22 protein-coding genes are annotated in these 23,028 nt (G+C 33.8%); 5 read left to right on the top strand and 17 right to left on the bottom strand.

The window, feature by feature from the left end; all coding sequences use genetic code 11:
• Window positions 1–47: 47 nt before the first annotated feature.
• From ACJROP_RS05345 to psmB, 5 genes are all read right to left on the bottom strand, one after another.
• On the bottom strand, window positions 48–2,357 hold the full coding sequence (locus tag ACJROP_RS05345) for a hypothetical protein (protein WP_406534456.1): 2,310 nt from the start codon (window positions 2,355–2,357) through the stop codon (window positions 48–50).
• A gap of 177 nt (window positions 2,358–2,534) precedes the next feature.
• A complete protein-coding gene (gene comC / locus ACJROP_RS05340; RefSeq protein WP_406534455.1) occupies window positions 2,535–3,563 on the bottom strand; it encodes an L-sulfolactate dehydrogenase in 1,029 nt (342 codons plus the stop codon).
• Window positions 3,564–3,590: 27 nt separating this feature from the next.
• Entirely contained in the window at window positions 3,591–4,610 is a 1,020-nt protein-coding gene (gene purM / locus ACJROP_RS05335) for a phosphoribosylformylglycinamidine cyclo-ligase (protein ID WP_406534454.1), read from the bottom strand.
• 59 nt (window positions 4,611–4,669) lie between these two features.
• Entirely contained in the window at window positions 4,670–6,583 is a 1,914-nt protein-coding gene (locus ACJROP_RS05330) for a beta-CASP ribonuclease aCPSF1 (protein WP_406534453.1), read from the bottom strand.
• 132 nt (window positions 6,584–6,715) lie between these two features.
• On the bottom strand, window positions 6,716–7,330 hold the full coding sequence (psmB, locus tag ACJROP_RS05325) for an archaeal proteasome endopeptidase complex subunit beta (RefSeq protein WP_406534452.1): 615 nt from the start codon (window positions 7,328–7,330) through the stop codon (window positions 6,716–6,718).
• A gap of 181 nt (window positions 7,331–7,511) precedes the next feature.
• Between psmB and ACJROP_RS05320 the strand changes: the two genes are divergently transcribed.
• Entirely contained in the window at window positions 7,512–8,240 is a 729-nt protein-coding gene (locus ACJROP_RS05320) for a class I SAM-dependent methyltransferase (protein ID WP_406534451.1), read from the top strand.
• On the opposite strand, the gene cofG is transcribed toward ACJROP_RS05320, so the two are convergent.
• The 5 genes from cofG to ACJROP_RS05295 form a co-directional block, all read right to left on the bottom strand.
• Window positions 8,227–9,318, bottom strand: a complete 1,092-nt coding sequence (gene cofG, locus ACJROP_RS05315; protein WP_406534450.1) for a 7,8-didemethyl-8-hydroxy-5-deazariboflavin synthase subunit CofG — start codon at window positions 9,316–9,318, stop codon at window positions 8,227–8,229. The two genes, ACJROP_RS05320 and cofG, sit on opposite strands and share 14 nt — an antisense overlap.
• A 2-nt stretch (window positions 9,319–9,320) precedes the next feature.
• Window positions 9,321–9,761, bottom strand: a complete 441-nt coding sequence (locus tag ACJROP_RS05310) for a DUF2120 family protein (protein ID WP_406534449.1) — start codon at window positions 9,759–9,761, stop codon at window positions 9,321–9,323.
• 11 nt (window positions 9,762–9,772) lie between these two features.
• Complete coding sequence (mptA, locus tag ACJROP_RS05305) at window positions 9,773–10,714, bottom strand: GTP cyclohydrolase MptA (protein ID WP_406534448.1); 942 nt, start codon at window positions 10,712–10,714, stop codon at window positions 9,773–9,775.
• 192 nt (window positions 10,715–10,906) lie between these two features.
• Window positions 10,907–11,383, bottom strand: a complete 477-nt coding sequence (locus ACJROP_RS05300; RefSeq protein ID WP_405270723.1) for an Lrp/AsnC family transcriptional regulator — start codon at window positions 11,381–11,383, stop codon at window positions 10,907–10,909.
• Window positions 11,384–11,630: 247 nt separating this feature from the next.
• Window positions 11,631–12,791, bottom strand: coding sequence for a tRNA (guanine(10)-N(2))-dimethyltransferase (locus ACJROP_RS05295; RefSeq protein ID WP_406534447.1), 1,161 nt, complete (start codon window positions 12,789–12,791; stop codon window positions 11,631–11,633).
• A 107-nt stretch (window positions 12,792–12,898) separates the two neighbouring features.
• On the opposite strand from ACJROP_RS05295, the gene ACJROP_RS05290 reads away from it, so the two are divergent.
• On the top strand, window positions 12,899–14,005 hold the full coding sequence (locus tag ACJROP_RS05290; RefSeq protein WP_406534446.1) for a DegT/DnrJ/EryC1/StrS family aminotransferase: 1,107 nt from the start codon (window positions 12,899–12,901) through the stop codon (window positions 14,003–14,005).
• A 20-nt stretch (window positions 14,006–14,025) separates the two neighbouring features.
• Here the strand turns inward: ACJROP_RS05290 and ACJROP_RS05285 are convergent, their stop codons facing one another.
• The gene (locus tag ACJROP_RS05285; protein WP_406534445.1) at window positions 14,026–14,331 is read right to left on the bottom strand and encodes an MTH1187 family thiamine-binding protein; all 306 of its coding nucleotides are present in this window, start codon (window positions 14,329–14,331) and stop codon (window positions 14,026–14,028) included.
• A gap of 50 nt (window positions 14,332–14,381) precedes the next feature.
• Between ACJROP_RS05285 and ACJROP_RS05280 the strand changes: the two genes are divergently transcribed.
• Window positions 14,382–15,257 (top strand): TIGR00269 family protein, encoded by an 876-nt coding sequence (locus ACJROP_RS05280; RefSeq protein WP_406534444.1) that lies wholly within the window; start codon window positions 14,382–14,384, stop codon window positions 15,255–15,257.
• Here the strand turns inward: ACJROP_RS05280 and ACJROP_RS05275 are convergent.
• From ACJROP_RS05275 to comB, 5 genes are all read right to left on the bottom strand, one after another.
• Window positions 15,216–16,160: a calcium/sodium antiporter gene (locus tag ACJROP_RS05275; RefSeq protein ID WP_406534443.1), complete on the bottom strand. Its 945-nt coding sequence runs from the start codon at window positions 16,158–16,160 to the stop codon at window positions 15,216–15,218. The genes ACJROP_RS05280 and ACJROP_RS05275 overlap by 42 nt on opposite strands.
• 2 nt (window positions 16,161–16,162) lie before the next feature.
• Window positions 16,163–17,482, bottom strand: coding sequence for a hemolysin family protein (locus ACJROP_RS05270; protein ID WP_406534442.1), 1,320 nt, complete (start codon window positions 17,480–17,482; stop codon window positions 16,163–16,165).
• A 21-nt stretch (window positions 17,483–17,503) separates the two neighbouring features.
• On the bottom strand, window positions 17,504–17,716 hold the full coding sequence (locus ACJROP_RS05265) for a DUF1922 domain-containing protein (RefSeq protein ID WP_406534441.1): 213 nt from the start codon (window positions 17,714–17,716) through the stop codon (window positions 17,504–17,506).
• 71 nt (window positions 17,717–17,787) lie between these two features.
• Window positions 17,788–18,957 carry a TraB/GumN family protein gene (locus tag ACJROP_RS05260; RefSeq protein ID WP_406534440.1) on the bottom strand — a complete coding sequence of 390 codons (1,170 nt, stop codon included), beginning with the start codon at window positions 18,955–18,957 and terminating at the stop codon, window positions 17,788–17,790.
• 61 nt (window positions 18,958–19,018) lie between these two features.
• Entirely contained in the window at window positions 19,019–19,708 is a 690-nt protein-coding gene (gene comB / locus ACJROP_RS05255; protein WP_406534439.1) for a 2-phosphosulfolactate phosphatase, read from the bottom strand.
• A gap of 39 nt (window positions 19,709–19,747) precedes the next feature.
• Between comB and ACJROP_RS05250 the strand changes: the two genes are divergently transcribed.
• Both ACJROP_RS05250 and ACJROP_RS05245 read left to right on the top strand, forming a co-directional pair.
• Entirely contained in the window at window positions 19,748–20,266 is a 519-nt protein-coding gene (locus tag ACJROP_RS05250; protein WP_406534438.1) for a hypothetical protein, read from the top strand.
• Window positions 20,267–20,318: 52 nt separating this feature from the next.
• Complete coding sequence (locus tag ACJROP_RS05245; protein ID WP_406534437.1) at window positions 20,319–21,242, top strand: methanogenesis marker 7 protein; 924 nt, start codon at window positions 20,319–20,321, stop codon at window positions 21,240–21,242.
• Between the two features lie 12 nt (window positions 21,243–21,254).
• Here the strand turns inward: ACJROP_RS05245 and mmp10 are convergent, their stop codons facing one another.
• On the bottom strand, window positions 21,255–22,499 hold the full coding sequence (gene mmp10, locus ACJROP_RS05240; RefSeq protein WP_406534436.1) for a methyl coenzyme M reductase-arginine methyltransferase Mmp10: 1,245 nt from the start codon (window positions 22,497–22,499) through the stop codon (window positions 21,255–21,257).
• Window positions 22,500–23,028 lie beyond the last annotated feature (529 nt).

Here is a 23,028-nt window from a genome sequence, read left to right as displayed (position 1 = left end):
AAATATGTAAAAGAAAAAAAGTAAGAGAAAATTAATTCTCTTTAAATTTATTTTTTAGTTATTTTTATAGTTGATTTCGCAGCTTTTGCAACACAATACTTATTGGCTGATGTTACAACAACTTTGTGTTTTCCAACTTTTAAGGATTTCACATTAAGTTGTGCAATTCCTTTTTTATTAGTTTTCACTTTATAGGTTTTGAATTTTTTACCTGTGTAAACTTTGATTTTTACTTTAACTCCTGCAATCACTTTTTTAGTCTTTTTGTTTTTTACAGTAACTTTAAAGTATTTTTTTTCTCCTTTTTTAGCAGTTAACTTTTTAGGAATTAATTTAGTTGGAGCTTTTTTAATAGTAATTTTTGATGTAACTTTTTTCGCAGCGAAATTTTTGGAATCTGCTCCTCTAATTTCAACTTTGTATTTTCCAGGTTTCAAATCAACCAATAACTTTATTTTACCATCAAGTCCGGTTTGAACAGTTTTATAGTTGTAGTATTTAGTAGCTGTGACATAGACTCTAACATTAAGTTTAGCATAGTAGATAGGTTTTTTATTCTTAGTGTTGGTCAATTTGATAGTAAAGTATTTGCCTTGTTTGTAGTAGGCGGTTACTTTTGGAGCACTAATTTTTGCAGATGCTTTTTGGACTTTAATGTTTTTAGTAATTGGAGTAGTGGTAAATCTACCTTCTCCACCATCTTGAATGAACATAGAATGTTTTCCAACATTTAATGGAACTTTAACTGTAACGATACCATTTGCATCTGATTGATATCCATAAACTTGATTTTTGTCATTATCGAATTGAATTATAACAATAGCTCCAGCAACAGGTTTATTGTTTAATTTGCTAATTACTTTAATAGTGGCAGTATTTCCAGTATTATAGTACATTGTGCCTGCTGTTACTTCGTATCTGATAGGTATTGCATTAATGGTTATTTTGTCATTGACTTCGGATTTGCCATAATTGTCAGTACCATTCAATAAAGCATAGACATTATATTTTCCAGCTATTAAGCTACTTACTGGAAGTTCCACAGTACCATTTGAATTAGTGTATATGGTAGTAATTTTATTATTATTGGTTGAGTATGTAATTTCCGAACCGGTACTGCTTGTTACTTTAAAGTAAATTGGAACTCCTTTTAGGACTTTACCGCTATTTGCATTTAAAGCAGTAATTGTAATCTTTTCACTAGTTCCATAATATTCATTTAATTTGGCAACTGTTAATTTAGTATTAATTTTGTTTATTGTAATGGTTGTGTCAAGTTTACCTGAAAGATCATCGCCAGCGCTAATGCTTAAATTATAAATTCCCGCAGGGGAATAAATGTCACTATCACTTATTATCCATCCAGGATAGAAATTAATATTTTCTATTGTTATGATTCCGTTTTCGTCAGTAACAACGTATTTTGTTGTTGATAAGCTGATTGTTCCACCGGATTGTTTAATATCCCAACAAATAGAAGTTCCATTTAAGTTTCCTGTAATTGAAATTTTTTTATTAGCAAAAACAGCTGACTCATTATAATAATCTATAACTTTGAATTCAAATTTGCCTTCTTGATAATCTACTGCACTTGTTATTGCAGTTATATTAACGCATCTGATTTTTTTCAAGGTAACATTTTTAGTTGCTAAACATTCAGTATCATTATATGTAATTGCCATTGTATAAGAAGCGATATTTTCAACTAATTTGCAGTTAGCCATTAATTTTCCATTAGAGTATGTTAACTCGGTGACATTGATTTTTTTAGTGTCATTTCCATCCTTGTAACTTACTTCAACATTAAAATTGCCATCAGGCACTTCTTTAACATCAACACCATTTGTAATATTGAGAGGCAATTCAATTTTATTTGTCTGATTAACATTAATAGATGATGCAGATTCAATAGTATAATTTCCAAATATGGATAGGATTATGTTTTTTGTTGAATTTTTGTAAAACGCATTACCTAAATATGTTATAGTTAAAGTGTGATTACCTTTAGTCAATGTACTAGTAATAGTTGCTTCACTGTTATTATATTTGAAATTAAGAGTTTTGTTATTCTCTTTAATTGTAAAATTATCTTTAGTAACATTATTGAGCGTACTTTCATTATCTTTTACATCTAAGGGGATTGTTTTATTATTAGCGTTTTCATTAATCTTAACATTATCTGATACGATTGTAGTTTCTATCTTTGTGTCCTCAGTACTATTTGCAAGGACAGCATCAGATCCGTCATCGGCTAATGCAGCATCTGAAACATTATCATTAGCGCAGACAGACCCCATACTTATCAATAGGAATATTGCAAACACTATCAATAAGATATAAGAGTTTTTAAGTTTCATAACCTATTATCCTCCTTTTAAAGAAAATCATATTTTTAAAAAAGAGTTTATGATTTCTAGTAATATATAATAATATAATTTATAACATTTATAGTTTTGTTGTACTGTTATATAATCATTTTTATTTTATGCTTTGTAAATCTGATTTTAATAAAAAAAAGAATTTGAAGAATAATATTATTCTTCTAGATAGGAATCTAAATCAACATCTAATTCGTCGCAGATTCCTTTTAATTGTTCGTATAATTTTTTGTCAATGGTTATGCCATTAGCTTCAGCTTCAGCAATTCTTTTGACTTCCAAATCCCCTGGAATAGCTACATTTTCACCAGTTGCCCTAACTTGGGATATGAAGTCTTCGGTATTGCTTACAAAATCGCCAAAGTCTCCAAATTTGGATGGGTCAATTACAACATATAAATCCCCTTTGGTACAATCCTTATCAGGTGATGCAGTACCGGTTACGCCATGACCATATCCTGCCTGCACTAATGGGCCTGTTAAAATTTCAATTAATAATGCTAATGCATATCCTTTGAATCCACCAAATGGCAAAATGGATCCTTGAAGTGCTTCATCAGGGTCAGTTGTTGGGTTTCCATCTTTATCTAATGCCCAGCCTTCCGGCAAATCTAGGCCTTTCCTTTTAGATTCGATGATTTTACCACGTGCGGTAACTGAAGTTGCCATGTCTACAGTAATGTATGATTCGGAAGGAATTCCTAATGCAAGGGGATTTGTTCCGATTAACGGTTCTTTTCCACCTAAAGGTGCTATTGCAGGGTCGGTATTTGCAAGCACCAAACCGATACAGTTTTCCCTTAATGCCAAATCAGAATAAAACCCGGTAACTCCGAAATGATTGGTATTGTGAACGCCTACACATGCAATACCTACGTCTTTTGCTTTTTTGATTGCGATTTGCATAGCTTTATATGATACGGCTTGTCCAAATCCGCTGTTACCATTGATTAATGCAATTGCTGGAGTTTCTTTTTCAATGGTAATGTTATCTTCTAAATTGATTGTTCCTGCTTTAACACTAATTAGGTATTGTGGGAATCGTCCGAGTCCATGTGATGTGAATCCTTTTAAGTCTGCATCAATGGTAGCTTCCGCAACTAATTCTTGATCTTCTTCGCTAGCTCCTAATTTTTTCAATATTTCTTTAACAAGAGCTATTTCATTATCTTTCATTATCTTCATTATATCACTCCCTATTAGTTAATTAAATCAGTATTCAATTTCAGATCCTTCAAATGTTTTAACTGTAATTTTCTCCTCATCGATTACAGTACCAATTATTTGGCAATTGCAATATTCATTCAAAGTTTCCATTATTTGATCTGCTTCTTTTTCATCACAGATAACAACAAAACCGACACCCATATTGAAAACTCTGTACATCTCTTTAATGTCGACGTTTTGTTCATAAATAAGTTTAAATATTTCTGGAACTTCCGGAAGGTCAGTGATATTGTAACCTACGCCTTTTTTCAAACGTCTAAGGTTGGTAAATCCGCCTCCGGTAATGTGTGCGAGTCCATTAATATTATATTCTTTTTCAAACAGTGCAACAATAGGTTTAACGTAAAGTTCAGTTGGTCTAATCAATTCTTCTCCGATGGTGGTTTCGCCGTTAGGCATTTTATCATCAACAGTATAGCCGGCATCATCAAACAATGCTTTTCTGGCCAAACTGTATCCGTTAGAGTGGATACCGTTACTTTCAATACCGATTAAAACGTTTCCTGGTTGAATATTTTCACCTGTAATGATTTTGTCAATATCCACAAATCCGATACCTGTTCCTGCAAGGTCAAAATCTTTGATGATTCCTGGAAGTGATGCGGTTTCTCCCCCAATAATTGCAATTTTTGATTCCACAGCACCTTTAACAAGACCATCAGCGATTTCGGCTGCTCTTTCCGGGTCAGGTTTTTCAACAGCAAGATAATCTACTAATGCTATTGGTTCGGCTCCAACACATAAAATGTCGTTAACGACCATAGCAATGCAGTCAATACCTACAGTATCATATTTGTTCATCATTTCAGCAATTAAAATTTTACTTCCTACGCCGTCAGTACTCATTGCGATAGCTTTATCACCTAATTTTACTAAAGCCGCATAATGACCACTGTCAGTAATAATATCCCTACATTCTAATGTTGATTTAAGTTTATCTGCTAATTTTGAAACAGTAACAGCTTCTAAATCAATGTCAACACCAGATTCTGAATAAGTAACCATTTTTACACCTATTGTTTTAATTTTCCTATTATTACTTTGTTTAAATTAGTATTTAATAATTAATGTATTCTCACACAATCTAAATTGATTGGGGTTTTAGTCTCAATTTTATAACTTCTATGAATTGAAGATGCAAGGTCCACAGTCTTATATGGGTCTCCATGACATGTAATGACTTTTTCAGGCCTTGGATTAAGTCTTTTTACATATTCCATCAATTGTCTTCTGTTGGAATGCCCACTGAATCCGTTAATGGTTTTAACATCCATTTTAACATGGAATTCCCTAGTTCTTCCATCATCATCTTCAAGCGGAATTTCCTTCCAACCTTTTTGTACTCTTCTACCCATGGAACCTTCAGACTGATATCCTACAAAGATTAATGTGTTTTTCTCATCTTCACATAACCATTTGAAGTATTCAACTGAGTTTCCACCAGTTAACATACCTGATGTGGATAAGATAATTGCAGGTTGTCTTGATTCAACAATTTCTTTTCTTTGATCGTAATTTTGAACTTTTTCAAACATTTCAGAAACAAATGGGTTCCTGCCCATGTGGAATATTTGATCCCTCAAATCTTTACTTAGGTATTCAGGTCTTGCAGTATGGATTGCAGTCGCTTCCCAAATCATTCCGTCGATGAAAATTGGCACTTCTTCAATTAATCCGTGTCTCATGTATTCCTCTAAAACGACCATGAGCTCTTGTGCCCTTCCCACAGCAAATACTGGAACCAACACTTTTCCTCCACGTTTAAGTGTTTTGTAGATGGTTTTCATCATTTCTTTTTCAGCATTGTTTCTTGAAGGCTGAACGTCTTCCCTACCACCATAAGTACTTTCCATAATTACTGTTTCAGCACGTGGGAAACGGATTGTTGCAGGTTCTAATAATCTGGATGGTTCATATTTGAAATCTCCAGTATACACCAAGTTGTGAGCTCCGTCTCCAATGTGCATATGGGAGATTGCTGAACCTAAGATGTGTCCTGCATTATGTAAAGTCAATCTTATATCCGGTGATATGTCAGTCACTTCACCATAGTCTAAAGTTATTGTATGCTTGATAGCTTCTTTCACATGTTTTGAAGTAAAAGGTAAGGGGTTGCCTTCTCTGTGAGCAATATCCAAGTGATCAAACTGTAAAAGGGTTGTCAAGTCTCTGGTTGGAGTTGTACAATAAATTGGACCATCATATCCGTAGTGGTAAAGATATGGTACAAATCCGCAATGATCCAAGTGAGCGTGAGATATGATTACTGCATCTAATTCTTCAATTGAAAATTCAGGTGCATTCAAATAAGGGAATGCAGTTTTATTATCTGATGCAGCGACATTAACACCACAATCCAATAATACGCGACTGTTTGGTGTTTGTAAAAGCATAGATGAACGTCCAACTTCTTTAAATCCACCCATTGAGGTAACTCTTGCCCAATCATTAGGATATTTGCTTCCTTGGTGAATTTGTTTTCCAAGACGTTGCAACATTTTCTTTCTGTCTTTACTGTTATTCTTTTGAATTGTCCTAATCTTTCCAATAATGTCAGAACTTATTGGTGGAGTTCTTAATATTTTAGGTGCCCATCCGGTATTTTTAACAATATTCCTTGAGGTAACACCGTATTTTCCAATAACAAGTCCTGGTTTTTTAGCTGTAATAACTACCTCGCAGGTAACTGTATCAAAATAAATGTCTGTAATTTCCGCACCTTCCGGAACAATTTCATGAATTTTATTAATTGTCTGTTCCGGTTCAAGCAAGGCGCTTTTATCAGATCTGATAATTATTCTTTTTCTTAGTTCTTTTGCAAGTGATCTTATTAAATCACCGTTTTCTGTTATAATTTCTGGATTTTTGGTATAAACTACTACTTCAGGACCTTCAAATTCAACTTTCGAAACCTGAATTTCATTAGGTAGTTTTTGCAAAATCTCTTTTTTAATACTCTCTAAAATATCTGAAGTCATATAATCCCTTCAAAAAAAGTTTGTGTAATTATAATAGTTTATGAATAGCTTTTAGCTATAATTAGTAAAATTTCATAAACTATCTACACATTTTATATTAAAAAATAGTTAGTTATGAAAAATTAGTTTTGCTTATAATTTATCCAAAATCTCTTTTATTTTTTCATTATCTAACATTTCAAAGCCGTCTTTATCCACTTTAGCAACCAGGTATCCATTTCCTGAATATGTGTCACGTTCAGCGGCAGCTCTGATAGCTCTTATAGCTATTTCAATTCCCTCGTCAATTGTCAAATCATCTCTAAATCTGTCTTCAAGAACTCCGTAAGCTACGATAGAACCTGATCCAGTTGAGATATAAGTGTCTTCAATCATACCACCTGCTGCGTCCAATGAGTAAAGAGATGGTTTATCTCCATCCATTCCACCAAGTAATGTTTGTATGTATAGTGGTCCTGAACGTAAGATATTTGCAGTTAAGGATGCAGCAGCTTTTACGCTGATTGTATCATTGTTTCTCATTTGATATAATGATACTTCTGCTTCAATAACTTTCATTAAGCTTTGAGCATCTCCAACAGAACCAGCAATGGTTGTTACGATGTGATCATCAATTTTAAATATTTTTTCTGCAACTTTGTGAGCTACAAGGTTTCCCATACTAGCTCTTCTTTCGCTTGCAAATACAACTCCGTCTTTACAAGTAATTCCAACGGTGGTTGTACCTTCTAGTATTTTTTCATCCATTTAAATACACCTCATATAAGTATTTAAAATATCTAATTTCAACTACTCATAGGTTAATATAACAAATCAATTAATGTTTACTATTAATTTTATTTAAAATCAGAATCAATAATTAGTATAAACTAACAATATTAATATTAGCTATTTGCATATATAAACTTTTCTTATCAAAGGTGTGTAAATGAAATTTAAAAAAATTGGCGATATTCTACTTTTAGATAATAGTTATTCAAAAGAGGATTTTGAGAGCTTATCTAAAAAGCATAATGTGAAAACCATAATGAAAATAGACCATATTCAGGGAACTAAACGGGAGCCGGTTTACAAAATTCTCTATGGCAGCGAAACCGAGACAGTCCACAAAGAAAATGGATGCCTGTTTAAATTAGATCTGGCAAAGGTGATGTGGTCAAAGGGCAATAACAACGAAAGGCTGAGGATTGCCAAATTGGTTGAGGATGATGAAACCGTTATTGACATGTTTGCGGGCATTGGCTATTTCTCCATTCCGATAGGTGTTCACTCAAATGCAAAGGAGGTAATATCCATTGAAATAAATCCAAATTCCTACCAATTTCTATGCGATAACATTGAACTGAATAAATTGAATAATGTAGTCCCAGTTTTAGGCGATTGCATGGTTGAAACTCCTAAATTCAAGGCGGATCGTATCATAATGGGATATGTCAAAACAACTCACCATTACCTGAAAGTGGCTATTGATAGTCTGAATGAAGGCGGAATCCTGCATTACCATGAAACGGTTCCGGAAAAACTGATGGATACACGACCTATCGAAAGAATCATTTCTCAAGCTGGCGGGCGTGAAGTCGAGCTGTTAAAAATAAATAAAATTAAAAAATATGCTCCGGGTGTGGAGCATGTCGTTGTTGATGCTAAGATAGATTAGCTATTTTATCCAAAAGAGTTTCGTTTAACCATTCGTTGTTAATGTATTTTTCATAAACACATAATCTTTCGATTAATTCAAATCCTGCATCTTTGGTTAATTTTTCAAGCTCGTCAATGCCTGGCCATGGGGAAGTGATATTTACATAGTCAGGGCTCACTGGTGAAACACCGCCCCAATCATCTGCACCGCATAATAGGAATATTTGAGCAGTATCATTGTTTAGATTAGGAGGAACCTGAATGCTAACGTCAGTATCTCCGAATAGCAATGTTCCGGCGATAACTGTTCTAATCATATCCAAAAAGCTAGGTTCAGGCCAATTTTCCATTTCGATTCCAGGGATTGGTGTGAAATTTTGTATGATTACTTCTTGAATATGTCCATAGGCATCATAAAGTTCTCTGATTGCTAGCAGAGATTCTGCTACTTCTTCTTTTGTTTCCCCGATACCAATCAAAATGCCTGTGGTGTATGGAATCTTAAGTTTTCCCGCATTTGAAATTGTTTCCAATCTTAACTTAGGATCTTTACCGGGGCTTTTTTTGTGTGCAGGCAATTCCATTAGTCTGGAAGATGAGTTTTCAAGCATAAGTCCTAATGATGCGTTAACCTCTTTAAGCCTTTTTAAATCATCAAAACTGAAGTTTCCACCGTTAGTGTGAGGCAATAAGGTTGTTTCATCTAGAGTCATCTGACAGATATCAACAATGTAATCAATCATTCTTTCATAGCCATATTCAGCTAATTTTAAACGAACGATTTCTTCTTCATCTGCATCCTCACCAAAAGTAAAAAGCGCTTCTTTACAGCCATATTGTTCAGCTTCTTTTAAGCTTTCCAATATTTCATCCTTTGTTTTAAGGATAATGGCTTCCGGATCATCAGGATTTTTCTTAAAATTGCAGTATCCACAGTCATTCCTGCAAATTTCAGTCAATGGTATGAATACATTTTTAGAATAAGTAATAAGATTATTCTCCCTATATTGCACAGTTTGTGACATATATTCTATTATTTCACTATCTGTTGCATTTAATATGCGGAGAATATCTTCTTTTGTTAAATTTGATGGCATTTTTAACCTTCATGTTCGGAAACTGTAACTTCTACATAAAGTGGAGGAATCTCATTTTTGTCTTCCCATATGGCAACGACCACATCAAAACCTGGAAGTTCAAATATTTTATATGCAACAACAAGACCCATTGATTCAAGTTCCTCTTTCATTCTGATAAAACCATGCTCATCAACGGAACTTGTGCTTAATTCACTTTCTTTAATGTGTTTATCACCTGATTTTAGGATTTCGGCCACTTTATCTGAAGTCGCCTCTAGTTCAGTTCCACCAAGAATTTCACCAAGTTCGGTAAGTTTAGGTTCAAACTCATCAAGTGGAATAGCAGTTCTTGATCTTCCTCTGACAATTAAGATTCTTTCATTGTTGATTGCAGGTCTGGATCCCTTGAAGGAATCAAAAAATCCCATTACTTGACCGGCAATTTCATAGGTTTTTTTCATTTAATCAAATCCTATTCAATGTTTAATTCTTCTTTTAGTTCGCCTAATGTAGTTACTTTTTCAGCGTAGGCATTGTGTCTGTGAATACTTTCCTGATTTTCTTGACGTGCTGTGATTAGAGTATCATTAGGCAAATCTGAATATTTTGTTGCGATTTTTTCCATCATGTTTCTAACACAGTCTTCAACGAAAACAGGTTTTCTGTGAGCATTCATAACAGTTGCGTTTTCATCAGGCCTTTTAAGTAATTCGCAAACAGGAGAACTCATTGAACTTTCAATGATGTCAATCAAATCTTCTGCTTTTATTATTTTTTCTTCAGGTGCTTCAATCAATAATGTTCCAACTCCCCTTTGGTTGTGAGAAGCAAAAGTAACTGTATCTAACACTTTTTGTGTAGTTTCTTCATCCAAAAATTCTAATAGCTTGTTTTTATCAGATTCTTTTACGGACTCCTGTGCACAAGGGCAAACGGTCATGCCAATAACTTCAGCGCCAATGCTTTTTCGGATTGTAACATTTCCGTCATCATCTCTTATTCCAACAGCTTTAGCTAATAGCTTGGCCATTTCCTGAGTTTTGTTTTTAGTTACAGGTGACTCTTTCATGAACATGAAATCGGTTGTCATGGATATTTCTACACGTTTCGCATATTCATGTTTGGTCATCATTTTGTCAACAATTTTTGCACATAATGATTCAATGTCTACAGATGAATCTTCAGCAACAGTTTCGAGAACTTCACTAATCGCTTCCGGGTTCCTAGACATGTGTACCCCTTTTTGATCATTTGGTAAGTCCACAAATGCGTCAAATGTAGGTAACAATATTATTGGTCTTTTGTTTGTTCTTTTTAGTTGTAACAACTTTTTAACTCCAGTCACGCCCACTCTGGTTAATTTTATAGGTATGCTTGGAGCATCGTCTTGAGTATCGGGTAAGCAAATTGCCAATTTCATAACCTCTATTTAATTAAATATTATTATTTTTTGTTTCTTTTTATTTATATATTTAAATATAATTTTGTCCATTTCGTAATATTATTATTACTTATGGCAAATTATCCTTACAAAATAAGTTCTTCTATTAAAATAAATATTAAAAGTATAAAAAAGTAGTTTATTGTAAACTACTTGAAAATAAAATTATAAAATGTTTGAAGATCCCATGTCTTCTTTAATAACGTCTAAAACTGTTTGAGTATAGGTTCTTTCTATAATTGGGTCTTTCAATAGCTCTTTAATAAATGCGTTTAATTCGTTGGTGTTTCTGAATTTTGCGATTAAGAATGCATCATATTCTCCAGTAACGTCATAGATTCCAACGACATTCTTGTTAAAGAATGTTTTTTCTTCCCAATTTTTGAGTTTTCCACCTTTAACTCTTACACCAATGATTGTAGTTAAGACAAATCCTAATTTTTCATGGTCAATAATTGGTGAGAATTTTTTAATGACTCCTGATTTTACCATTTTATCAATACGATTGTGAACAGTACCTACAGACACATCTAAACTACGGGATATTTGTCTATATGATGTTCTTACATCTTCATTGATTATTTTGAGAATGTTGATATCAGTATCATCTAATTTTATAACATTGTCTTTTGTTTTCACCATAATTCTCCCTCGTTAATTAGGTTAAAATTGATTAACCTTGTATATATTATAATAATTGTTTCATAATATTTAAAAGTTTATGTATTTTTTTTATTTTTTTTTATTTTTTTTTAGAAAAATTAACAATCGTAATCTTCTTTTTCATTAATCTTTTAATAAAGTTTACCAATAATCGAGTATAATTTTTTTCTTTAATTACTATTTTTAGAAATTTAATAATTTATTGGTATTTTTTTTAATGAGTTAATCATTCTGTTAATCTTAAAACAATGTTTTGAATATCTCTAATATTTGCATCGGTTTTTATTCCTAAAGGGTTATAATGTGTTTTTATTGCAATAAATCCTTCTTCTTTTATTTTATTTACAATCAAGTCAAATTTAGGGGCGCTAACCTTTAAAGATTTGCACACTGTGTGAATATCGAAAAATGTTGCAGGGGCATCGGATTCAATTAGGCATTTGTTCAATAACTTCAATGCTTCCTTTTCGCTATTGATTTTTTTATTTTCAGCTTCATCAATCATTTTTTGAATAAATTCTTTATTTTGGATATCTCCCAACCATAAAGGGCCTGCATGGATTAGTTTTTCACCACAAACAGGGCACACCTCTTCCATTTTGCTTGCCAGGCCTTTTGATGTTTGTCTGTGCAGGCAATTTTTGCAATGGCTGATATAACCGATATTTTTTAAGGATTCATCAGTTCTTTTTGAACCTTTTTTAATTTCCAGGTATAATCTCATATAATGTTCAGTACTGTGTGATAGCTTAACTTCAATGCATTTTGCATATTTTGCAAGGTTGAGTGCAACAAACCCGGCCAAGATTCTGATGCCGGTTTCATGGCAATATTCGCTTTTATAAGGTTTTGCATTATATTTGCGGATGCAAGGTTCCTTATAAGTCCCGCATAATGCGGAGGTGTCGGTTGCTGTAACACATAGGAGTGAGTCTCTTCGCGCACAATATCCTGCAGAGTCGATAAACGGTGAAGGGGTTCCAAACGGATCGATGTCAATTACGTCAAACTCTCCACGTTTCATCCTTAAGAACATGCTTGCATCGTGTTGGTAAACTTCAATATCATCTAAATTGTTCAATTCAATATTATGTCTTTCATAGTGATTTGCCAATTCGCTTATGTCATTGATAGAAACATTTCCAACACCTTCTATTTCATTTTTATAGCGGATTCCACGAATTCCGCTGCCGCCAAACAAGTCGCAAATGTTAATTTCCCTATCCTGCTCTTTTTGAAATACTTGGATTGCAAGTATTGATAAATCCCTATTCAGTTCCATATGGGGATTGTAGAATACGGGAGCATCAGATGAAATTTTATCAAATTCCGGAAATTCGATTTTTGTAAGTCCCTCTTCAATACTTTTAATTTTATACTCATCCATTAATTCTCACTCTTAATTGTTTTTATTTTATTAAGTAATGTTTTAAATATTATTAGATTTAAACATTAGTATAAGAAATTTAATTAATTTTTATAAAAGTGATGATTATGTCAAATATTAAAGTTCCCATTGCAAAACCAATAATTGGAGAAGAAGAAATTGAAAATGTAGTTGAAGTCCTTAAATCAGGAATGATTGCTCAAGGCCCAAAAGTAGCAGAATTCGAGGAAAAATATGCTGAATGGGTTGGAGCAAAATATGGTATTGCCGTAAACTCTGGAACAGCTGCATTACATGTTGCATTGCTTTCTTGCGGTATTGGTGAAGGCGATGAAGTTATTACAACTCCATTCACTTTCATTGCAAGCGGAAATTCAATTTTATACACTGGTGCCAAACCAGTATTCGCAGACATTGATTTGAAAACATACACATTAAATCCGGATTCCATTGAAGAATTAATCACTGAAAATACTAAAGCCATTTTGCCTGTTCAGTTATATGGGCAGTCCGCTAATATGGACAAAATTAACGAAATTGCTGAGAAACATGGTTTGATAATTATTGAAGATGCAGCGCAAGCACATGGTGCGACTTGCAATGGGCAAAAGGTAGGTAGCTTAGGGGACATGTCCTGTTTCAGCTTTTATCCTACTAAAAACATGACCACCTCCGAGGGAGGAATAATCACCACAGATGATGAAGATTTAGCCGAAAACGCAAAAATGTTTAGGGCACATGGGGCAAGCGTAAGATATCATCACAATGAAATAGGATATAATTTCAGAATGACTGACATTTCAGCTGCAATCGGTCTTGCACAATTAAATAAAATCGATGAGTTCAATGATAAAAGAATAGAAAATGCGGCTTATTTAAATGAAGGTTTAAAAGATGTTGAAGGAGTTATCACACCTTACTGTGCTTATGGTTCAAAACATGTATATCACCAATACACAATAAGAGTTGAAAAAGGAAATAGGGATGATTGGGTAGATATCATCAATGGATGTGGTGTAGGAACAGGTATCCATTATCCAATTCCATTATACAATCAGCCGATTTATAAATCATTAGGAATCGAAGGCAATTGTCCGAATGCAGAACTTGCAGCAGACAACGTAATTTCTCTTCCGGTTCATCCATCATTAACAAAAGAAGATTTGGACATGGTAATTTGTGCCGTTAAAAAAGCTTCTAAAGAGTTAGATTAGATTCTAACTTTTCTTTTTTTTCATTTTAACATTTCATTGACAGTGTCAACTTTAGCATCCAAAGTCCTGTTTTCCAGATCTCTTCTATCATCTATTTTTATAACTGTGTATACTCTAGCAATTCCAAGTTCAAAAACCGCTTCCTGGGCACTGGCTATTGCGGAGTAGAGGTCATTCAGATTATCAGCTTCAATCTGTGTTCCCATTCCAGTCAACTGGTAATTTAGGCCAGAGTCTTTGATTGATTGAACAGCCGCAGTTACATAATCTTTACATTCAGTAGTTTCGGTTCCGACAGGTAATATTGCAAAATCACATGTTATCATTTTTTCACCTAGTAAAATTATTTATTTAACTTTCTATAAATCAATTTGTAATGGTTAAATTAGACAAAGATGAATTTAATGAGCACATTTTTACAAGAATTAACAATTTAATTTCTGATTATGAATTAATCAAAGAAGGCGAATTAATAGCTGTTGCACTATCCGGCGGTAAAGATAGTATTTTAACTTTGCACGCATTAAAAAACTACCAGCAGTTCCTGGACTTTGAACTGGTTGCTATTAGTGTTGATGAAGGCATTGAAGGCTACAGACAGCACGGTATTGATTCGGCCGTTAAAAATGCTAAGGATTTAAATGTCAGACTTGTTCAAAAATCATTTAAAGAGGAAGAAGGTTTCGCTTTAGATGACATTTATTCTGATTTTAAAAGTGCATGCATTCCATGTGGTGTTTTTAGAAGAAATATTTTAAACAAAACTGCTTATGAACTGGGTGCAGATAAAATAGCTACTGGACATAACATGGATGATGAGATTCAATCGTTCTTAATGAGCTTTGCCCGTGGAGACACCATCAAATTCTCAAAATTCGGACCTGAGCTTGATGTAATCCATCCGAAATTGGTTCCAAGAATCAAACCATTATGGAACACTCCCGAAAAGGAAGTTGGGATGTGGGCTGTGTTGAATAATATTGATATTCATTTGGATGAGTGTCCTTATTCTCACTTGTCACTTAGAGCTAAAATTAAAGAGTTTTTAAATGTAAGTGAGGATGAATATCCAGGTGTAAAAAATAATGTGATGGAGTCTTTTAAAAAGATTTTAAGATTTGAAAATGATATATCCACAAGCCTGAACGAGTGTGAAGTCTGCGGTGAGCCAACTTCATCAAATGTTTGCAAAGCTTGTGAATTAAAAGAATTAATTTCTCAAAATAGCGAAGGCCATGTACACAATAAATAATACAATTAAAATGACTCCTTCTTTTTTATCGTATTTTTCTTGTGTTTTACCAAATATGAAACATAATACTGTGACTGCCAACATGAATAAGACATCAATGAGCATACTGGAGTCGAGCGGTATTGCGCTTATTGCACTACTTGCACCAAGTACGAATAAAATGTTAAAGATGTTTGATCCGATAACATTTCCTATAACTAACTGGTTTTCCCCTTTTCTTAAAGCAGTAATTGATGTCACAAGTTCCGGTAAAGAGGTACCAATTGCCACAATGGTTAAACCTACTAATGTTTCACTCATTCCAAGTGCAATTGCTATAGCTGAAGCGCTATCAACAACCAAATCTCCACCAAGTACAATTCCTGCAAGACCTATAAGTATGAAGATAATACTTTTTGGAAGGGTGAATTTTGGTTCTTCCACTTCAGTGGCCTCACCTGATTTTCTGGTATTGTAAACTAATAATGAGATATAAGCCACTAAAATTATGAGTAAAATTATCCCTTCGATGTTTGTAATGTCCCATCCGACTATGATGAAAATCGCCCATAATAAAGTAATTCCTACAAGGAAAGGCAAGTCTTTTTCCAAAACGCTTTTTTCCATTACTAGATTACTGAGCAATGCGGATATTCCAATAACCATCAGCATATTAAACAGGTTACTTCCGATTACGTTACTCACTGCCAGTGCATTGCTTCCAGTAAGAGAGGATGTAATTGAAACTGCAGCTTCAGGAGCACTGGTTCCAAGTGCCACAATTGTTAAACCTACAATGATTGTTGGAATTTTTAAAAGAGAAGCGATACTGCTTGCTCCATCAACGAAAAAGTCTGAACCTTTAATTAAAAATACAAATCCCACTAATAATAAAGCTACTTGAATTAATATTCCCGCATCCATATTCATTCCTCTTTAATTTCATCCTGAGGTCCTAAATCAGTTACAAGGACTTTGTCAATTTGATGTCCGTCAATGTCAATAATCTCAAAGATAAATCTGTCGCATTCGTATTTGTCTTCCTCATCAGGTATTGTACCACTTATACTGAGGATGAATCCGGCTAATGTTGTGTAATTATCTTCTTCTTCATCAGGCAATGGATCTTTAAACTCAAACAATTCCTTAAATTTATTAATAGGATATCTTCCATCAATTAGCCAGGTTCCATCAGCTCTTTGGATGGCTTGAGGTTCGTCTTCCTCATCGATTCCAGGAATGTCTCCCACAATACCTTCAAGCAAGTCGTTTAGTGTAATTAATCCTTCCACGCTTCCGAATTCATCAACAACAAGGGACATGTGAACATATCCTTGGTTTTCTTTGAATTCTTTTAGCAATTCTAATGTTTCCAAGTGTTCGGATACCACTAAAGGTTCCTTTACAATTTTATAAATGTCAAATTCTTCATCTGTGAACATTACAGAAAGAATATCTTTTGCTTGAACCACTCCAATGAAATCATCCAATTCCCCCTTAGCTATTGGGAAAATTGATCTTTTACTTTCGATGATTTTAACTTTATTCACATCCCTATCATCTTCAAGGTCAATCCAGATAATCTCATTACGAGGGGTCATGATACTTTCAACTTTTTGATCGTCAAGTTTGAAAACCCTTTTGATAATGTCTTCCTCTTCCTGCTCGATGGTTCCGTCTTCCCTTCCTTCTTCAATCATCAATGTAATTTCTTCTTCTGTAACAACATCATTGCTTTTGTTTTCAATTCTGAGCAGCCATAAAAGAAAACTACTTGATTTTGCGAGGATGAAGCTGACAGGTTTTGAAACTTTTTCAAGAACTACCATGCTTTTAGCGACTTTAAGAGCAATTCTTTCAGGGTCGTTTAATGCAATTACCTTAGGTACAATCTCTCCAATGACTAAAGTGAGGTAGGTAGTCACAATAACGACTATTGCCACGCTTATCGGTTCGTTGTATGGAATAAATGAAATCAATTTGGAAAGAGGTTCGGCCAATGTTACTCCACCGAATGCCCCTGTCAAAACGCCGATAAGTGAAATTCCAATCTGCACAGTAGATAAAAATTCATTTGGGTCTTCTAATAAATCAAAAACAATTTGAGCATTTTCATTTCCATCTTCTAGATGTTTTTGTAATTTTGCTTTTCTTATGGATACAACAGCCAGTTCGGCCATTGACAAATATCCGGTAAGAATTATTAAAATTAATATTATAATTATTTCGAGTGTCGTTCCAATCATTTCTAACAGACCATTAAAGTATTATAAGTCACTGGCTTGTATAAATCCAGTGTTTCCATATATCTTATCCTGCATCTCCTGGACGGCCAGGGATGCTTCTTCTCTTGTAGCTACCTTTTGAAAGATTCTTCTTTCCTTTACTTTCAAGGTTTTGCCGCAAACACATTTGCGGGTAGCAACTCCTTTCTTTGCATATAATGCACGTCCACAATCACAACGAAATATAAGATACATGATAATTTTTCCATTTTAAAATTAATAGTAATAATAATATTATCAATATATTATTTAAAATTAATTACTACTCAACCGAAAATTTGCATAAATAGAGGTATGAAAACTTTTGATGGTAAAATCACTAAAGTCGCAATGCTAACTCCCAAATTAGTCCCGATTACAACCAATAATATTCTAAATATGTTATTTTCCCATAAATCCCTTAAACTTTCAATATGCGCTAGATTTTTAATATCGCTTTGCCTTACTTTTCTGAATTTAGCTTCAGTTAATCCTGAAAACCATCCTGCAGCAAGCAATGGATGAATTATTGTCAACGGAGCAACCAATCCCCCGACAATTGCGGATTGGATTTTTGAACCTGAAAGGATGGATCCGATAAATCCCATTATCATGCTGATTACAATGAACTCATAGATATTTCCGGTTATGTTTATCCCATTAAAGTAAGCCAGAAAAAATATCACCACAAAGAGTATCGGAATCATTGCCAAGATTATCTTAACCCAGGGGATTCCATTTTTTTCGTCAATTTTTTCCAGGTCTCTTAAATTCGGCAATGTTTCAGGATTATCCAAGTATCGTTCGATACCAGGTTTATGTCCTGCCCCTACGACCGCAACTACTTTATCGTATGGAAGCTGCATCAATTTTCCTGCAAGATATGCGTCCCTTTCATGTACAAGAACTTCATAAACGCTTGGAGCTTCATCCTTGAACATTTCCATTAAATCATCAAGGTTTTCTGAGTTTTTCAGCTCTTCAATATCAATGTCTTCTTCTTCATCATCAAATCCTAATATTGAAGCTATTAATCCATATGCGAATTTGGCCTTTTCCATAAAGCTCATTTTATTCAAGGCTCTTTGCAGGGTGGTATTTATATCCCTGTCGATAAGGGCTATTGGGATTTGCAAATCTTGGCTTGCTTCAATAGCACCAATCATTTCGGAACCTGGTGCAACATCCACATCTGCTCCAATTTTGGATTGGAAGTATCCGAGCAGGGTGCTGGTTAAAAACAATCCCACCTTATTTTCTTTAATTATTCGAGTAACAGAGATAGTGTCATCTTCTTCAACACCCATCATCTGTTTTTTTAGTTTGGTGTATCTGCCTCTATCCAGCTCAATTGCCACAATATCAGGTTGTTGTTCATATATGGCATCCTTTACTTCATTGACACTCTCTTCAGATACATGAGCAGTACCGATTATTGTTAAACATTCTTTTTTCATTAAACAAACACTTCTTTGTTAATTATTTCATCTTAATATTATCAAGTAAGAATATATAAACTTAATCTTTTATAAGCTTAAGTTCGCCGTTTTCATAAATAGCAACATTTTCAGTGATATTCTTCAAGCAACACAGTTCGACGTCATTCATGTAACCCAGTTCTATTAATCTTTTTGCAGTTCTTGAGTTCAAAAATGATTCCTTTAGGGATTCGTAGTCTCTGGTTGCCAAAATTGCAGTCTGGGCATATTCGCTTATTTCACAGTCATCTAAGTTCTCTTTAATCCAGTATAAAATCTCGCCAGCAGCCAGATAATCCTCGATTGCGAATTTCCCTTTGACTCCAGCCATCACGACATCAATATGGTCATGTGCCAGTTCAATGCTTTTGGTTGCGACGCTTTCTGCATTTACCATTGATCCTACAAGAACTGTTGAATGCATGTTTTCCAAAATTCTAGTGCCGTTGCTTGTAGTTAAAATGAGGATTTCTTCTGTTGTTTCATAATCCTTAATTGCTGAGGGCGAATTTCCCAATTCAAATCCTTCGAGTTGTTCACCTTTTCTCTCACCTGCAATAATTCCTCCAAATTCTTCCCGTAATTTAAGGGCTTCTTCAGGAGTAAAACAAGGAATTATTTTCTTAAATTTGTTTAAGGCGAGTGTTATTGTGCTGCTGGCCCTCAAGGCATCAACCATAATTGAAACATCCGAACTTTCACTTTCCTCAAAACTCAATGTCACTTTCATGAATTAATTTATATCAAATGTAAATATATAATTTATATCATGAAGATTATCACAACACCCATGTGTGAAGAGATTGTCAGATTGGCGGGAGTCACTGATTATGTCGTGAACAAAAATCCTGATGAGGAGGATGGTGATTTGGCCATTCTTTTGTCTGAAAGTAAAGTCCGGATGAACAGTCTGGCAATCAAGATAAATACTCCTTCACAGGTCTTTGAAAGCATAAAAAAAGTTAGCGAAATTGCCGAAAATGACCTGTCTGATGAGGATGTAACTGCATTTTTCGATGACTTTGAAATGTGCAAGAAGTACCTTAATTCTGATTTTGAAAGGGATGTTAATGTTAAAGTCTATTCCAATTTCCTAAAAGACATAGTTTTGGATATGGGATTCAATATAGTCAGTGAAGACTTTGATTATGTAATTTACCCTGATTATCTAAAAGACAAAGTCACTGAAACTGAGAATCTGGTTGAAATACCTTCACACAACAGCATTTCTAAAAATCCGTTTGAGAAAATTGAGATGAGATATTCTCTTTTAGAAAGTTTAATATAATAATATAGTTAAAGATTAATTCATATAATTGCATTTTTGAGAGTTGTTAATAATGTATGAAACATTAACATTTACTGGTGGAGTTCACAAAAGTGATGAAATTAGAGAACTAATTGAAGATTTGGGAGGATTTATTCTTCAGGATAGCGTACAACAAATGGAGTTGGTCTTGAATATTGCAGTTCCATTGGAAGATGTTGGAAAAATCGAAGAAAAGGCCAAAGAACTTTTGGGAAAGATATCAATTGCTCCTATGGCGGGTTCTGAAATAGCTATTGTTTCCCCAACACTTGCAAGGCACCATTTGCCTCATGCTGCATGTGACATTTCAGAATATTTGCGTGAATATGGTGCTAAAGACAACATGATTGGTCTTGCTCGCGGTGATGGTAAAGGTACTTCCGGAATCACTGAAGAGGAAAAAAGTTTAATTGAAGAGCATGACATTGCTATTTTTGCATTAGGAAGTTTTGAAAATTGCATTAAAGAAAAGGCTTTCCTATATGATGACATTGATATTCCCGTAATTGTAACTGGAGCTCCGGAAATCCCTGTCGAAGAGCTTCCAGGTGCAGAAGCATATGTTGGAGACCTTGGTAGAATCCCTAGAAGATTAAGGAGAGGTCCGGATATTCGTGCACTTGATAAATTAGTTGAAACCACTGAAAGAATTCTAAACAACAGAAAAAAGGAAATGGCTCTTGATCCACCTTTAGTGCCGGCTATTGTTGTAAAAAATGCAATTGAAAATCAAATCAGAGAAATTAAAGATATTATTTCTCCAGCACCAGTTACTTCTCAGTTGGATGGTGTTCGTGTAAAATTAAATTATGATAAATATGCTGAAGATATCGGTAATGTGGTTATCGATGGCAAAAAATTATCAGAATTGGCAGAAATTAAAAAATCATTTATGTATGATTATATTTTAGTTAAAATTAATATTGAGAGTTCTCTTGTTGAGGATTCCAATTAATTTTTCTTTTTTTTATATTATTCTCATTCCAAAGAAATTAATGGCATCAACCAAATCATTAAATTGTTCTAACTCTCTTTCTATGACATTTTCGTCGGTCATGTCAATACTTAATTCACCATCTACACTTAATGTGTCAGGCCCACGGCCAACAAGTCTTTCAACACCATCAGCACTTAAGATTCTTTCTGCATCAAGTTGGTGAACAAAAGACCTGCCGGGTATAATTACGGCATCCTTGATTTCACTTAAATCAAGCTTTTCTAAGTCTTCTTTTGTAATTAAACAGGCTATTTCTTTTTCGACTGCAACAACATTGACGCTGTCCACTTCTAATTTGTCAAATATTTTAGAAATAAACGGTGCGGCTATTTTGGAAGTAATTATTGTGGCTTCACCAGTGACAGGTTTAATGAATTGTAAAAATATTTCGTTTTCATCACTTGCAATTGCAAAAGGCCCGCCGGTTTCAGGATCACATAAGGGTGTGCCGCTGACTCTGAATTTATATTCGCTGTTTATTTGTCTGACAAGCTCTGCAAATTCTTCAACGGGTTGTGATTCGATACCCTTGAGGATTGGTTCGTTGCCTAAAATGAGTCCTTCATTGAATGTGTTTGCAAATCTCATCAAGAGCATTCCTTTTGCACCCCATTCTTCAAGGGAATTGCAGGTTTCACGTAAAACATCCCCATCATTAACGCCAGGAATGATTACTGCAGCTCCTGTTAATTTGATGTTTTCACAGAATATTTGGCATGCTTTAAGCGCTTCTTCAGGATTTGGATCTTTTACCCATTCTTTTCTAAGTTTTGGGTCAGATGAAAAAATAGTAAACGAAACTTCATTAACGCCATTGTTTATTAACCTTGAAGCAACTTCGCTATCACTTATGCCTTTGCCGCATGTGTAACCTAATATTGAAGGAATTGAAAATTGATTTAAATTGGCAGTTAATGTTTCAAGATGAGGATAACAGCTTATATCCCCTCCTCCACTTATATATGCACTTACATCACCTCTGCCCATGTTCATCATCAGTGCAGTCTGAACCTCGTTCATTACTTCGAAAGGAGATTTAAACTTGCCTTGAGTTTCACTTACTCCTTTACTACACCTTTCACAACCTATCTTGTTGGGAAGACAATGTGCACAGCCAAAACTTTTAATATCTTTTACCTTTCTGAAGTAACAGTATTTACAAAAACCGTTACAATCTTTTCCAGGTATTCCTCCAACATCTGCTACAAGTTGCATATTTTATTATTTTTTATTTCATTTTATTTATAAATTGAGCATAATTTTTTTGCCAAAATTTTGTATTACTTTTAGTATTATTTATTACTATTGAACTTAAAAGTAATAATTTCTTATTTTTGCTTAAATTTGCTTTAAATTAATGTTTATATCTTATAGGAGGTATAATCTGTTTTTATTAATTATTTTCATTTTTATTCGTTTGAAAATTATTTATATTTAAAAAATAGAATTCTCAAAAAAAATAAAAAGTAATACTTTTTACATTCTTTTTCTTAAATAAAAAATGTTTTATTATACTTTATAAAGTTTTCTAAAAGTTTCCATAGGTAATCTTTATATTATATCTTTTATAAAATAAAATTTGTATACCATATGGCTGGCTATTGCAAACACTTGCTTTGTAGCTTTAACTCAATTAGGTAAGAAGATTTACCATTGAAGTGGTATATTAGTTAAACTCTATTTATTTAGGAGGGAAAAAATGGCAAAGTTTGATGATAAAATCGATTTATTCGATGATAGAGGC

Source organism: Methanobrevibacter sp., assembly GCF_045220775.1.
Taxonomy (GTDB): Archaea; Methanobacteriota; Methanobacteria; order Methanobacteriales; family Methanobacteriaceae; genus Methanocatella.
This window is presented reverse-complemented; position numbering and strand designations above follow the sequence as displayed.

Excerpts from the sequence above, each read along its gene's own strand:
- ACJROP_RS05345 (WP_406534456.1), bottom strand. The coding sequence starts at position 2,357 with ATGAAACTTAAAAACTCTTATATCTTATTGATAGTGTTTGCAATATTC.
- comC (WP_406534455.1), bottom strand. The coding sequence starts at position 3,563 with ATGAAGATAATGAAAGATAATGAAATAGCTCTTGTTAAAGAAATATTG.
- purM (WP_406534454.1), bottom strand. The coding sequence starts at position 4,610 with ATGGTTACTTATTCAGAATCTGGTGTTGACATTGATTTAGAAGCTGTT.
- ACJROP_RS05330 (WP_406534453.1), bottom strand. The coding sequence starts at position 6,583 with ATGACTTCAGATATTTTAGAGAGTATTAAAAAAGAGATTTTGCAAAAA.
- psmB (WP_406534452.1), bottom strand. The coding sequence starts at position 7,330 with ATGGATGAAAAAATACTAGAAGGTACAACCACCGTTGGAATTACTTGT.
- ACJROP_RS05320 (WP_406534451.1), top strand. The coding sequence starts at position 7,512 with ATGAAATTTAAAAAAATTGGCGATATTCTACTTTTAGATAATAGTTAT.
- cofG (WP_406534450.1), bottom strand. The coding sequence starts at position 9,318 with ATGCCATCAAATTTAACAAAAGAAGATATTCTCCGCATATTAAATGCA.
- ACJROP_RS05310 (WP_406534449.1), bottom strand. The coding sequence starts at position 9,761 with ATGAAAAAAACCTATGAAATTGCCGGTCAAGTAATGGGATTTTTTGAT.
- ACJROP_RS05300 (WP_405270723.1), bottom strand. The coding sequence starts at position 11,383 with ATGGTGAAAACAAAAGACAATGTTATAAAATTAGATGATACTGATATC.
- ACJROP_RS05295 (WP_406534447.1), bottom strand. The coding sequence starts at position 12,791 with ATGGATGAGTATAAAATTAAAAGTATTGAAGAGGGACTTACAAAAATC.
- ACJROP_RS05290 (WP_406534446.1), top strand. The coding sequence starts at position 12,899 with ATGTCAAATATTAAAGTTCCCATTGCAAAACCAATAATTGGAGAAGAA.
- ACJROP_RS05285 (WP_406534445.1), bottom strand. The coding sequence starts at position 14,331 with ATGATAACATGTGATTTTGCAATATTACCTGTCGGAACCGAAACTACT.
- ACJROP_RS05280 (WP_406534444.1), top strand. The coding sequence starts at position 14,382 with ATGGTTAAATTAGACAAAGATGAATTTAATGAGCACATTTTTACAAGA.
- ACJROP_RS05275 (WP_406534443.1), bottom strand. The coding sequence starts at position 16,160 with ATGGATGCGGGAATATTAATTCAAGTAGCTTTATTATTAGTGGGATTT.
- ACJROP_RS05270 (WP_406534442.1), bottom strand. The coding sequence starts at position 17,482 with ATGATTGGAACGACACTCGAAATAATTATAATATTAATTTTAATAATT.
- ACJROP_RS05265 (WP_406534441.1), bottom strand. The coding sequence starts at position 17,716 with ATGTATCTTATATTTCGTTGTGATTGTGGACGTGCATTATATGCAAAG.
- ACJROP_RS05260 (WP_406534440.1), bottom strand. The coding sequence starts at position 18,957 with ATGAAAAAAGAATGTTTAACAATAATCGGTACTGCTCATGTATCTGAA.
- comB (WP_406534439.1), bottom strand. The coding sequence starts at position 19,708 with ATGAAAGTGACATTGAGTTTTGAGGAAAGTGAAAGTTCGGATGTTTCA.
- ACJROP_RS05250 (WP_406534438.1), top strand. The coding sequence starts at position 19,748 with ATGAAGATTATCACAACACCCATGTGTGAAGAGATTGTCAGATTGGCG.
- ACJROP_RS05245 (WP_406534437.1), top strand. The coding sequence starts at position 20,319 with ATGTATGAAACATTAACATTTACTGGTGGAGTTCACAAAAGTGATGAA.
- mmp10 (WP_406534436.1), bottom strand. The coding sequence starts at position 22,499 with ATGCAACTTGTAGCAGATGTTGGAGGAATACCTGGAAAAGATTGTAAC.